The organism is Variovorax sp. PEI5, from assembly GCF_056679935.1.
The window spans coordinates 2,389,730-2,402,979 of the sequence record NZ_CM155257.1 but is presented as its reverse complement, the minus strand read 5'-3'; the positions used below and the strand labels follow the sequence as shown (position 1 = coordinate 2,402,979).

Here is a 13,250-nt window from a genome sequence, read left to right as displayed (position 1 = left end):
CTCGAAAGAGCTAAAAAATCAAGATCGAACTATAGAGTTTGATCCTGGCTCAGATTGAACGCTGGCGGCATGCCTTACACATGCAAGTCGAACGGCAGCACGGGAGCAATCCTGGTGGCGAGTGGCGAACGGGTGAGTAATACATCGGAACGTGCCCAATCGTGGGGGATAACGCAGCGAAAGCTGTGCTAATACCGCATACGATCTACGGATGAAAGCAGGGGACCGCAAGGCCTTGCGCGAATGGAGCGGCCGATGGCAGATTAGGTAGTTGGTGAGGTAAAGGCTCACCAAGCCTTCGATCTGTAGCTGGTCTGAGAGGACGACCAGCCACACTGGGACTGAGACACGGCCCAGACTCCTACGGGAGGCAGCAGTGGGGAATTTTGGACAATGGGCGAAAGCCTGATCCAGCAATGCCGCGTGCAGGATGAAGGCCTTCGGGTTGTAAACTGCTTTTGTACGGAACGAAACGGTTCTTTCTAATAAAGAGAGCTAATGACGGTACCGTAAGAATAAGCACCGGCTAACTACGTGCCAGCAGCCGCGGTAATACGTAGGGTGCAAGCGTTAATCGGAATTACTGGGCGTAAAGCGTGCGCAGGCGGTTATGTAAGACAGTTGTGAAATCCCCGGGCTCAACCTGGGAATTGCATCTGTGACTGCATAGCTAGAGTACGGTAGAGGGGGATGGAATTCCGCGTGTAGCAGTGAAATGCGTAGATATGCGGAGGAACACCGATGGCGAAGGCAATCCCCTGGACCTGTACTGACGCTCATGCACGAAAGCGTGGGGAGCAAACAGGATTAGATACCCTGGTAGTCCACGCCCTAAACGATGTCAACTGGTTGTTGGGTCTTCACTGACTCAGTAACGAAGCTAACGCGTGAAGTTGACCGCCTGGGGAGTACGGCCGCAAGGTTGAAACTCAAAGGAATTGACGGGGACCCGCACAAGCGGTGGATGATGTGGTTTAATTCGATGCAACGCGAAAAACCTTACCCACCTTTGACATGTACGGAATTTACCAGAGATGGTTTAGTGCTCGAAAGAGAACCGTAACACAGGTGCTGCATGGCTGTCGTCAGCTCGTGTCGTGAGATGTTGGGTTAAGTCCCGCAACGAGCGCAACCCTTGTCATTAGTTGCTACATTTAGTTGGGCACTCTAATGAGACTGCCGGTGACAAACCGGAGGAAGGTGGGGATGACGTCAAGTCCTCATGGCCCTTATAGGTGGGGCTACACACGTCATACAATGGCTGGTACAAAGGGTTGCCAACCCGCGAGGGGGAGCTAATCCCATAAAACCAGTCGTAGTCCGGATCGCAGTCTGCAACTCGACTGCGTGAAGTCGGAATCGCTAGTAATCGTGGATCAGAATGTCACGGTGAATACGTTCCCGGGTCTTGTACACACCGCCCGTCACACCATGGGAGCGGGTTCTGCCAGAAGTAGTTAGCCTAACCGCAAGGAGGGCGATTACCACGGCAGGGTTCGTGACTGGGGTGAAGTCGTAACAAGGTAGCCGTATCGGAAGGTGCGGCTGGATCACCTCCTTTCTGGAAACAGCAATTTAATTCGAACGCTCACACTTATCGGTTGTTGGATAACAGTCCCTTTTAACCCGTGGTAAACAATTCCTGCTGGTAAAAAGAGATCGATTCGGGTCTGTAGCTCAGTTGGTTAGAGCACCGTCTTGATAAGGCGGGGGTCGTTGGTTCGAATCCAACCCGACCCACCATTTATCCAGTGCCTAAGTATTTGGGGGTGTAGCTCAGCTGGGAGAGCGGCTGCTTTGCAAGCAGTAGGTAGCGGGTTCGAGTCCTGTCACCTCCACCAATATCTGATATAATTAAGTTCAACAACAAAGTGGCTTTGCTAAAGGCCATTTTGCTGTTGGTCAAGATCCTTTGATCAATCGGCTGTTCTTTAAAAATTCATAGAGTCGAATCAGCGTTGCTGATGGAAACTACACATTCGTAAGGGTTTAGTGTAGACCGTGCCATCAGCAACATAGAATTTTTGATTGCGTCAAATGAACTTCAATTTCGAGTTAATTCGAATTGAATGAAACGGCATAACGCGTCAGGTGAAAGACCTGACATATTCCTTGTGATAATTTTGTTTCGTTGGATCAGTCTGGCGAGAAATCAAAGTTATAGGGTCAAGTGAATAAGAGCACGTGGTGGATGCCTTGGCGATGATAGGCGACGAAGGACGTGATAGCCTGCGATAAGCTTCGGGGAGCTGGCAAATTAGCTTTGATCCGGAGATTTCCGAATGGGGAAACCCACCGAAAGGTATCGCACAATGAATACATAGTTGTGCGAGGCGAACCGGGTGAACTGAAACATCTCAGTAGCTCGAGGAAAAGACATCAACCGAGATTCCGAAAGTAGTGGCGAGCGAAATCGGAAAAGCCTGTTAGTAATAGCACAAGACTTAACGGAACAGTTTGGAAAGACTGGCCATAGTGGGTGATAGCCCCGTACGTGAAAAGACCTGTGTGGTACTAAGCTAACGAAAAGTAGGGCGGGACACGAGAAATCCTGTCTGAATATGGGGGGACCATCCTCCAAGGCTAAATACTCATCATCGACCGATAGTGAACTAGTACCGTGAGGGAAAGGCGAAAAGAACCCCGGGAGGGGAGTGAAATAGATCCTGAAACCGCGTGCTTACAAAAAGTAGGAGCCCTCAAGGGTGACTGCGTACCTTTTGTATAATGGGTCAGCGACTTACATTCAGTGGCAAGGTTAACCGAATAGGGAAGCCGTAGAGAAATCGAGTCCGAATAGGGCGATCAGTCGCTGGGTGTAGACCCGAAACCAAGTGATCTATCCATGGCCAGGATGAAGGTGCCGTAACAGGTACTGGAGGTCCGAACCGACTAGTGTTGCAAAACTAGCGGATGAGCTGTGGATAGGGGTGAAAGGCTAAACAAACTTGGAAATAGCTGGTTCTCTCCGAAAACTATTTAGGTAGTGCCTCAAGTATTACCATCGGGGGTAGAGCACTGTTTTGGCTAGGGGGTCATGGCGACTTACCAAACCAAGGCAAACTCCGAATACCGATGAGTACAGCTTGGGAGACAGAGCACCGGGTGCTAACGTCCGGACTCAAGAGGGAAACAACCCAGACCGCCAGCTAAGGTCCCTAAAATTGGCTAAGTGGGAAACGAAGTGGGAAGGCTAAAACAGTCAGGATGTTGGCTTAGAAGCAGCCATCATTTAAAGAAAGCGTAATAGCTCACTGATCGAGTCGTCCTGCGCGGAAGATGTAACGGGGCTAAGCCAGTTACCGAAGCTGCGGATTTGCAATTTATTGCAAGTGGTAGGAGAGCGTTCTGTAAGCCTGTGAAGGTGCGTTGTAAGGCGTGCTGGAGGTATCAGAAGTGCGAATGCTGACATGAGTAGCGTTAAAGGGGGTGAAAAGCCCCCTCGCCGTAAGCGCAAGGTTTTCTACGCAACGTTCATCGGCGTAGAGTGAGTCGGCCCCTAAGGCGAGGCAGAGATGCGTAGCTGATGGGAAACAGGTCAATATTCCTGTACCGATGTATAGTGCGATGTGGGGACGGATCTTAATAGGTCATCCGGGTGTTGGATATCCCGGTTTAATTGGATGTAGGCGTACGTTAGGCAAATCCGGCGTACATATACCGAGGCCAATGATCGAGCCAGCTTGCTGGTGAAGTGACTGAACGAGGTTCCAGGAAAAGCCACTAAGCTTCAGCTATACACGACCGTACCGCAAACCGACACTGGTGCGCGAGATGAGTATTCTAAGGCGCTTGAGAGAACTCAGGAGAAGGAACTCGGCAAATTGACACCGTAACTTCGGAAGAAGGTGTGCCCTATTAGTGTGTAGTGAACAACGAAGCATGAATGGGTTGCAAAAAATCGGTGGCTGCGACTGTTTATTAAAAACACAGCACTCTGCAAACACGAAAGTGGACGTATAGGGTGTGACGCCTGCCCGGTGCTGGAAGATTAAATGATGGGGTGCAAGCTCTTGATTGAAGTCCCAGTAAACGGCGGCCGTAACTATAACGGTCCTAAGGTAGCGAAATTCCTTGTCGGGTAAGTTCCGACCTGCACGAATGGCGTAACGATGGCCACACTGTCTCCTCCTGAGACTCAGCGAAGTTGAAATGTTTGTGATGATGCAATCTCCCCGCGGAAAGACGGAAAGACCCCATGAACCTTTACTGTAGCTTTGTATTGGACTTTGAACAGATCTGTGTAGGATAGGTGGGAGGCTTTGAAGCAGGGTCGCTAGATCTTGTGGAGCCAACGTTGAAATACCACCCTGGTGTGTTTGAGGTTCTAACCTAGGTCCATTATCTGGATCGGGGACAGTGCATGGTAGGCAGTTTGACTGGGGCGGTCTCCTCCCAAAGTGTAACGGAGGAGTTCGAAGGTACGCTAGTTACGGTCGGACATCGTGACGATAGTGCAATGGCATAAGCGTGCTTAACTGCGAGACTGACAAGTCGAGCAGATGCGAAAGCAGGACATAGTGATCCGGTGGTTCTGTATGGAAGGGCCATCGCTCAACGGATAAAAGGTACTCTGGGGATAACAGGCTGATACCGCCCAAGAGTTCATATCGACGGCGGTGTTTGGCACCTCGATGTCGGCTCATCTCATCCTGGGGCTGTAGCCGGTCCCAAGGGTATGGCTGTTCGCCATTTAAAGAGGTACGTGAGCTGGGTTTAAAACGTCGTGAGACAGTTTGGTCCCTATCTTCCGTGGGCGCTGCAGATTTGAGGAAGCCTGCTCCTAGTACGAGAGGACCGGAGTGGACACACCTCTGGTGTATCGGTTGTCACGCCAGTGGCATTGCCGAGTAGCTAAGTGTGGAAGAGATAACCGCTGAAAGCATCTAAGCGGGAAACTCGTTTCAAGATGAGATCTGCCGGGGCCTTGAGCCCCCTAAAGAGTCGTTCAAGACCAGGACGTTGATAGGTCAGGTGTGGAAGCGCAGTAATGCGTTAAGCTAACTGATACTAATTGCTCGTGAGGCTTGACCCTATAACTTTGATTGATATGATCAAGGTGTTATGCCAAGTTGACGCAGTCATAATAATTCTCCAATACAGCTGATTCCAAACTCTATGAATTCTTTCGCTCGATTCCATAATCGAGCGAATAACCAGTTATGCCTGATGACCATAGCGACGTGGTACCACTCCTTCCCATCCCGAACAGGACAGTGAAACGCGTCAGCGCCGATGATAGTGCGGGTTCCCGTGTGAAAGTAGGTCATCGTCAGGCTCTTACAGCCTAGAAAGCCCAATTACTTCGGTAATTGGGCTTTCTTTATTTGTGCTTTGTAAATTCTATGCATTGATGCATGTATTAGATGCGGCCTTGTGGAAATCGGCATTTATATTTTTTGGTTTTGCTTGAGTGCTGTTATTGAAACTAGGCGGCAGTGTCAATTGCAGAATTTGACGCAGAAGCTACGTCTACCATTTAATTTTGTATGACGTCGGATGCAGGCGGTATGGAAATAATGAGTCCTGACGTCGTGTTCTTCCTCATGTAATTGTGTGATGAGTGGGCCGTAATGCCGGCGTTGGTAAGTGCGCATTGTTTCGGCTAATTTGAGCTTCTGCGCAAGAATTACTGATCTCGTCTGATATCAGAGAGGCGACAGAGCACATCCCTTGTATTCGCTAGAGCAGGTACGCGCTGAACGGTCTCTGCGTTAAGTTCAGTGATGCGCGGTGAGCTTTGTATGAAGCTAGAGTGTTTCCTTAGACGTCATCGTCCACAAGGTGACATGCTAGCTTGCACTATAGGTAGGAACCCTTATATTCCAGCGATGACCATCACCTCGTCGCTCTTGAATTTTGTTGCTGGGAGTCGAACCGTGCATGAGTTATATGTACTCGATCCCAAGGTTTCTTCTCTAGCGCCCGGGCAGGTCATCGTACCTATCCGATCCATCGGGCCCAGAGAGCGTTCTAGGGTCAGACGGCATCTTTTGGGTCTAAATCCTTCAGATCGTTACCTGCGGTTTGGTTACGCTGCGTCCGATGAGCAGGTAAACAAATATGTTGACGGGCTTGATTTCGAGCGTGACGAGCTTTTTGGTATTTACAACCGTCGGCTGGATCTGATCGCCATCGCGCATCTGGCATTTGCCCCCCCCCACCAACATAGCGATTGTGCCGAATTTGGCGTTTCGGTGTCAGCAAGCGCTCGTGGCCGAGGTTATGGCTCACGTCTGTTCGATCGTGCTGTCGTCGTTGCGCGTAATGAAGGTGTTGGCATGATGTTCATTCATGCGTTGAGCGAGAACGCTGCAATGCTCAAGATTGCACGCAAAGCGGGCGCGACAGTAGTTCGAAGTGGATCGGAATCGGAAGCGCATCTGCAGCTGCCTTCCGCTACGTTCGACAGTCATCTCAGCGAGATTGCTTTGGAGCACTTTGCAGAAGTTGATTTCTTGCTGAAAACTCGAGCCAAGCAGTTTTGGAGCTTCTTAGCAGGCTTGCAGGAGATGCGCAGTGGACTACGCGCGGCACGCGGAAAATCCTCTGCTTGATACCCTGGGTGATGGGTGCTGCGGACACAATCCGGTATCCTTGCCACTCCCTAACTCCGCCCTCACGCAGTGGCCGACCCTCATCCTGAACGCAGTCCCGTCGAACGGGAAGACAAACGTAGTTTCCTCCAAAAGCTCGCCGAGTTTCTTCATCCCGGGCCTGACTCTCGTGACGAGCTGATCGAAACGCTCGCTGATGCCGAGGAGAATGATGTCATAGGCGCCGAGTCTCGTGTCATGCTCGAGGGAGTATTGCGCATGGCAGACATGACCGCCGGCGAAGTCATGGTAGCGGCGCCTCGCATGGATCTTGTCGACATCAATTCGCCGTACGAAGACCTGCTGCATGTAGTGATCGATACAGCGCACTCCCGTTTTCCCGTTTACGAGGGCGAAAAAGAGAACATCATTGGAATCCTGCTTGCCAAGGATCTCCTCAAGCTTCAACGTGCACCGGAACTGAACATCCGAGCGCTTCTTCGACCCGCAGCGTTCGTGCCCGAAAGCAAGGGACTGAATGACCTGCTGCGTGAATTCCGGGGCAATCGCAACCACTTGGCAATCGTGATCGATGAGTTTGGTCGTGTGGCTGGACTCATCACGATCGAGGATGTCCTGGAACAGATCGTGGGCGAGATAGAAGACGAGTTCGATATCGGTGAGGACGAGGGCGACATTTTCGGATTGGCAGATCACACTTATCGCGTGGCAGGGGATACGCCGATCGAGCGTGTTGCCGAGGCTTTCGGCATCACGCTCGATGCGGATGATTTGAGTGAGGACTTCGACACCATTGGTGGACTTGTGGCTCACAAGATGGGTCATGTGCCCAAGAAGGGCGAGCACCATGCCTTGGGCGGCTTCGACTTCGTCGTGTTGCACACCAAGGGCGGCGCGGTCCGATGGTTCAGGGTATCGCCCGCGCGCGGTACCGGCGCAGCGGATTGAGCGCCGTTGCAAAGGTTGGGAGCTCGAGGCCAACCATTCCATCTACTTGTTTTCCCTTGATCGCTCTTGCTCTGGCGGGGTGGGGACAGGCGATCTCCCTGGCTGCGCCTTGGAATGGGCAGCCGCGCTGGTGGCTGCAGATACTGTCGCTGATGGCCTTGGTTTGGCGGCTCGAGGTCTTGCGGCGCGCTGGCCAACCCAGGCGCTGGTTACGTGCCGCGATGGAAGGCTGGTTGTTTGCCACGGCCTGGTTGTGCGGTACGTTCTGGTGGCTATTTATCTCACTGCACGTCTATGGCGGACTGGCCGCGCCGCTTGCCGTGCTTGCAGTGCTCGCGCTGGCAGCTGGACTTTCTTTGTACTACGCCGTCGCCTGTGGAATCTTCGTGGCGTACGCCCCTGCGAGAAACCACATCGGCACGGCGCTGTTTTTTGCCGCGTTGTGGACACTCGGGGAGCTCCTTCGGGGAAGTTGGTTCACAGGGTTCCCCTGGGGGGCGGGCGGCTATGCGCACCTGGATGGACCTCTCGCCGCCTATGCACCATGGATCGGTGTCTATGGCATTGGTGCCGTCGCGGCAGTCATGGCGGTTTGGGGACGAGTCGTCTTGGGTGCGTTCAACACGACTTCGACGAAGGGGGCGCCATTTCCTGGTCACGCCCAGGCGACGTCCGGGCGTATCCGATCATTGATGGTACTGAGCACTTGCACCATTGCGCTCTTGCTGGCCCCTCGGGCACTCAACCTGATGCGCACCGCGTCCGACGAAGCGGCTGATTCACGAGGAACCCTGGATGTCCAGCTGCTGCAAGGCAACATCCCGCAAGACGAAAAATTCGTCATGGGCAGCGGGATCGACACAGCGCTCGAGTGGTATGGCCTGCAATTGCGTGACGCGACGGCATCGCTCGTGATCACTCCGGAGACCGCATTTCCATTGCTGCCATCGCAATTGCCGGAAGGCTATGTCGATGCCGTCGCTGCTCGCTATTCGAGCGGCGATCAGGCCGCCATCGTCGGAATCCCATTGGAGGGCAGCGGAAGCAGCGCTGACGTGTCGTCGTCACCAGCTCCAGACGATGGTTCGATCGACTATGGGGACTACCGGAACGCCGTCCTGGGTTTCAAGCCTGGTGCAGATACGCCCTATCGCTACGAGAAGCATCATCTGGTGCCATTCGGGGAATTCGTTCCGTCGATGTTCCGGTGGTTCACCAATCTCATGAACATCCCGTTGGGCGACTTCCATCGTGGTGCACTTGCGCAGCCACCCTTCGCATGGAAAGGACAGCGAATCGCGACGAACATCTGCTACGAAGACCTGTTCGGCGACGAGATCGGCGCCAACTTCCTCGATCGCGCCCAGGCGCCCACGATCCTGCTGAACGTCAGCAATATCGCCTGGTTCGGAGACTCGGTCGCCATCGATCAACATCTGGCCATCTCGCGCATGAGAGCGCTCGAATTCGAGCGGCCCATGGTACGCGCAACCAATACCGGAGCAACGGCTGTGATCGACCATCGAGGTCAAGTGACGCAGCAGTTGCCCCGGCTCACGCGGGGTGTGCTTTCGGCGATCGTCGAAGGGCGGGGCAATTTGACGCCATTCGCGCAATGGGTCTCACGCTATGGACTGGCTCCGTTATGGACTGTGGCGCTGCTGGTTGTCGCACTCGGCATATGGATCCATCGCCGGACCCTGGCACGCTAATCGCATCGATGCGTCGGGCTGCCGTGGGAGCACCTTGCGGGAACGAGGTTAATCTCGCGTCACGCTGCGCGGAACCCCCAGGCGTCGCCCTTCGGACTACGTATCGTCTTCATCAATACCTCACATATCAAGGATCGTTCCTCATGCATCCTCGTCATCATCTCCGCGCCTTCGCTGCCGCCGCACTACTCTTCACGACGGCCGCATTGGTGCAAGCCCAGCAGGCTGCATTGCCCAACGTCACGATCCTCGCGACGGGCGGCACCATCGCTGGCGCGGGCGCCTCGGCCATCAACAGCGCCACTTATGCCGCAGCGAAGGTCGGGGTCGAAAAATTGATCGCCGGCTTGCCGGAGTTGTCCAAGGTTGCCAATGTGAAGGGCGAGCAGGTATTCCAAGTGGCCTCGGAAAGCCTGACCGACGACAACCTGCTCGTGCTGGCCAAGCGCGTCTCGGCCCTTTCCAAGCAAGCGGATGTGGATGGCATCGTCATCACTCACGGTACCGACACGCTGGAGGAGACTGCCTACTTCCTGACACTGACCGTGCACACGTCCAAGCCGATCATCGTGGTGGGTTCGATGCGTCCTGGCACGGCGTTGTCCGCCGACGGTGCACTGAACCTCTACAACGCCGTCAATGTCGCCGCGAGCAAGGACGCCGGGGGCAAAGGCGTACTCGTGACGATGAACGACGAGATCCAGAGCGGACGTGACGTCAGCAAGACCGTCAATATCAAGACCGAGGCCTTCAAGAGCCAATGGGGACCATTGGGCATGGTGGTCGAAGGGCGGAACTACTGGTTCCGGGCACCCGTCAAGCGTCACACGATGCAATCCGAATTCGATATCGACAACATCACCTCCCTGCCATCGGTGCAGATCGCCTATGGGTACGAAGGTGTCTCACCGACGGCCATCGATGCCCTCGCATCCAGCGGCATCCAGGCGCTGATCCACGGCGGCACGGGCAATGGCTCGGTGGCCGATCGGATCGTGCCGCATCTCCAGAAAGTACGTGCCGGCGGCGTCGCGGTCATTCGCAGCTCACGTGTTCCTGATGGATTCGTGATCCGCAATGCCGAGCAGCCGGACGACAAGTACGACTGGGTCGTCGCACACGATCTGCGCCCGCAGAAGGCCCGCATCCTGGCGATGGTGGCCATGACCAAGACACGCGACACCAAGGATCTTCAGCGCATCTTCTGGGAATATTGATCGCCTCTCGATGTCGTCGGACTCCGCGTCACTTGCCTCGGTTGGACTCAAGGACCGGATCAAGGGGCTGACAGAAGCGCCTTTCGAATCGCCGAGCGACGCCCGATCGGCTTGCTGCTAGGCGCGCCTTGCCTCTCGACGCTCCGCATGGCTCAGGCTGATGACGCAGACACTCAGCCAGGCAGCGCCCGAGAGGAGGCCGGCGACGACATCGCTGGCGAAATGGACTTGGAGAAAGATGCGGCTGCAGGCCGTGGTCATGACCATCGCGATGGCAATCATCACCACGGGGAGGTGCCAGCGCGGCGCCAGCAGGCGCAGCGCGAGATATGCGAGCATGCCGTAGGTCACCATCGCGCCGGAGGAATGTCCACTCGGGAAACTGAATCCGGTGGCTTGTGCGAGGCCATGGTCATGAACCGGCCGGACCCGTTCGAAGATCTGCTTGAGCGACGGATTGAGTACCGCATTGCCGGCCAGGGCTAACAGCCATCCCCACATCAGGAGACGTTGTCGTCGACGCCACAACAGGATGGCGACGATCGCGGCCAGGGTGATCAAGACCGAAGGGTCACCCACGTGCGTGAAGTGACCGAAGAATCGCAACGCGGCAGGAGGCAGATGCGCGCCGATGGCATCGGCGAGCGCTTGGTCTGCCAGACCCAACGAATCGCCGGAAGTGACGTGCCATGCGATCCAGGCGAACAGGCTGGCAGCCATCACGATGCCGCCGAAGCCAATGGCCAATCCGCCCAGAAGACGTTCGGGCTGTTGCGAATCAACTCGCATGGCCAGACGCATTCGCCGCCGCCGCCAGACCGAATGGATCACGCCGCCCGTCGTGGTCGACACCACCAGCAAGACAAGGAAGGCCGGCAGTGCTTGAGGGCCGATGCGCTGTGCCCACTCGACGAGCAGCGAGGACTCATTCATCGATCGGCTCCCCGGAAAGACGGGATGGAGGAGGAATGCATCAGGAGGGAAGGCGAAAGGGCTGCGTCGTCCAGCAGCAGTTCCTTCACATCGGCCCTCACGAAGCGGTCATCGCCCATCGCGCAGTCCCAGCGTTCGACCGTGCAGCTTCGTCTGGACATGCCCATGCTCGAAGCACGTCGCAGGATGTTGACCGAATTCGGCTGCCCCGACCGCAAGCGCGTGGACACTGCGGTTCCCGCCTGCACCGCCCACATCGCGCGAGGGCAGGGCGTGAATGCGCCTTGCAACGGCCGCACGAAAGGCAGGTGGATGTGACCTCCCAGGATCAGATCGGCTCCGGCGGCCGACCAACGCGCCACGGCGTCCTCGCGTCCATGCAGACGATTCTTCTCGTCCTCGGTTCGCGTCACCAACACTGGCTGATGAGTCACGACGAGACGCACCTGTTCCGGACGAGCACGCGAGAGCCGCTCGGCGACGCGTTCGATCTGCTCCGTGGAAACCTCGCCGTCCTCATGTCGATACCAGCGTGTCGTGTTGACGCCGATCACCAGCCATGCATCCGATTCGAACACCGGCTCCAGGTCGTCGCCGAACGCGCGCCTATACCTTCCATAGGGACTCAGCAGTCGCGCACCCAACTGAAACAGCGGAATGTCGTGATTGCCTGGAATCGCCACCACGTCGCGCGCACCCAGGCGATCGGCGAAGGCTCGTGCGGCGTCGAACTGCTGGCGGGTCGCACGCTGCGTGATGTCGCCCGAGAACACCACCACGTCGGGCGCATGCTCGCGCGCCAGTCGCTCGAGCGCACGCACCGCGGTCGGCACCTCGGTACCGAAATGGGGATCCGAGATCTGCAGCAACAGCGGTGCCGTGGTCATTGCTTGGCTGCCTCCAGTTCCGGTGCCACTTCGGGGCGGATCAGCCACAAGGACTCGGGAGCCACGCGAAACAGCAGTGGCATGTCGAGCCAGCCCAGTTCGCCGTCGGTGGCGACCTTGACACGTCGTGGCTTGCGACTCGACGACAGGGTACGCGGCTTGACCGTGAGCGACTCGAACGCAAAGCTCGTGATGCCCTCGGCCGCACCCAGCCGGCCGAGCGCGCCGCGCAGCAACAAGCCTGCGAGTCCGAACATGCCCGCCGGCTTGAGCGCCACGGCGGCCAGCAGACGTTCTTTCTCCAGCATCTCCGCCTCCGCCAGACCGACCTGACGCAGTTGCAACGGGTTGTTGCCCACGAACAGCGTCGGCGTCCGGATGTCACGCTCCGTACCATGGAAGGCCAGATGCAGGTCCCATTGCCGATGGCCACGCAGCATCGTCATCAGGGCCGCACCGAATGCGACGAGGCGGCTACGGCCGTACTCGCGTTTGACCGCTTCGCGCTCCTCGAGCAGTTCGGCATAGAGGCCCATGCTCGCGTTCACCAGAAAGACGCGGTCGTTCACCAAACCGACCTGTACTTCGCGCGGCTGTTCGGTGAACAGTATGTCGAGTGCCGCGCTGGTCTCAGCCGGGATGCCGTTGGCGCGGCTGAAATAGTTGAAGGTGCCCTGTGGCAGCACGCCGAAGGCGCATCCACTGCCGAGCGTGGCTTGCGCTACCGTGTTGATGGTGCCATCACCACCGGCTGCGACCACGATGCCACCGACCGCGCGGGCGCTCTCCACCGCTTCTCGAGCCAGTGCCTGGGCACGATTCGGTCCGTCGATCAGCAGAATCCGGACGGGTCGACCGGCAGCCTCGCAAATCGTCTCGATCTCCCTGCGGACCGAATCGGTATCGGAGCGACCCGATCCGGCATTGAGCACGATGAACAATGGCGTGTCCGGTCGAAGGATGGGAGCGGGCATGATGAGCCTAGTTGAGATGCGC

Annotated in this window: 7 protein-coding genes, 2 tRNA genes and 3 rRNA genes; 9 read left to right on the top strand and 3 right to left on the bottom strand. The window is 56.2% G+C overall.

Features of this window, described 5'->3' with window-relative positions; all coding sequences use genetic code 11:
* Positions 1 to 26: 26 nt before the first annotated feature.
* The 9 genes from AC1MLT_RS10990 to AC1MLT_RS10950 all read left to right on the top strand — a co-directional run bounded on the left by AC1MLT_RS10990 (position 27) and on the right by AC1MLT_RS10950 (position 10,434).
* A 16S ribosomal RNA gene (locus tag AC1MLT_RS10990) occupies positions 27 to 1,561 on the top strand.
* 105 nt (positions 1,562 to 1,666) lie between these two features.
* Positions 1,667 to 1,743: transfer RNA gene (locus AC1MLT_RS10985), tRNA-Ile, on the top strand.
* A gap of 22 nt (positions 1,744 to 1,765) precedes the next feature.
* Positions 1,766 to 1,841, top strand: a tRNA-Ala gene (locus tag AC1MLT_RS10980).
* A gap of 323 nt (positions 1,842 to 2,164) precedes the next feature.
* Positions 2,165 to 5,035 (top strand): 23S ribosomal RNA (locus tag AC1MLT_RS10975).
* A gap of 130 nt (positions 5,036 to 5,165) precedes the next feature.
* Positions 5,166 to 5,278 (top strand): 5S ribosomal RNA (gene rrf / locus AC1MLT_RS10970).
* The 16S, 23S and 5S rRNA genes sit together here with 2 tRNA genes alongside, the layout of an rRNA operon.
* Before the next feature lie 553 nt (positions 5,279 to 5,831).
* Complete coding sequence (locus tag AC1MLT_RS10965) at positions 5,832 to 6,557, top strand: GNAT family N-acetyltransferase (RefSeq protein ID WP_481032295.1); 726 nt, start codon at positions 5,832 to 5,834, stop codon at positions 6,555 to 6,557.
* A 69-nt stretch (positions 6,558 to 6,626) separates the two neighbouring features.
* Positions 6,627 to 7,505, top strand: coding sequence for an HlyC/CorC family transporter (locus AC1MLT_RS10960; protein ID WP_296306734.1), 879 nt, complete (start codon positions 6,627 to 6,629; stop codon positions 7,503 to 7,505).
* Positions 7,460 to 9,217: an apolipoprotein N-acyltransferase gene (gene lnt / locus AC1MLT_RS10955; RefSeq protein ID WP_481032294.1), complete on the top strand. Its 1,758-nt coding sequence runs from the start codon at positions 7,460 to 7,462 to the stop codon at positions 9,215 to 9,217. Before AC1MLT_RS10960 ends, lnt begins: the two co-directional genes overlap by 46 nt.
* 143 nt (positions 9,218 to 9,360) lie before the next feature.
* Complete coding sequence (locus tag AC1MLT_RS10950) at positions 9,361 to 10,434, top strand: asparaginase (protein ID WP_481032293.1); 1,074 nt, start codon at positions 9,361 to 9,363, stop codon at positions 10,432 to 10,434.
* 117 nt (positions 10,435 to 10,551) lie between these two features.
* Here the strand turns inward: AC1MLT_RS10950 and AC1MLT_RS10945 are convergent, their stop codons facing one another.
* The 3 genes from AC1MLT_RS10945 to AC1MLT_RS10935 are packed head-to-tail and all read right to left on the bottom strand — an operon-like array spanning position 10,552 to position 13,228.
* Entirely contained in the window at positions 10,552 to 11,367 is an 816-nt protein-coding gene (locus tag AC1MLT_RS10945; RefSeq protein WP_296306731.1) for a phosphatase PAP2 family protein, read from the bottom strand.
* Positions 11,364 to 12,254: a metallophosphoesterase family protein gene (locus tag AC1MLT_RS10940; protein ID WP_481032292.1), complete on the bottom strand. Its 891-nt coding sequence runs from the start codon at positions 12,252 to 12,254 to the stop codon at positions 11,364 to 11,366. The genes AC1MLT_RS10945 and AC1MLT_RS10940 overlap by 4 nt, the downstream gene beginning before the upstream one ends.
* Positions 12,251 to 13,228, bottom strand: a complete 978-nt coding sequence (locus tag AC1MLT_RS10935) for a diacylglycerol/lipid kinase family protein (RefSeq protein WP_481032291.1) — start codon at positions 13,226 to 13,228, stop codon at positions 12,251 to 12,253. Before AC1MLT_RS10935 ends, AC1MLT_RS10940 begins: the two co-directional genes overlap by 4 nt.
* Positions 13,229 to 13,250: the final 22 nt, after the last annotated feature.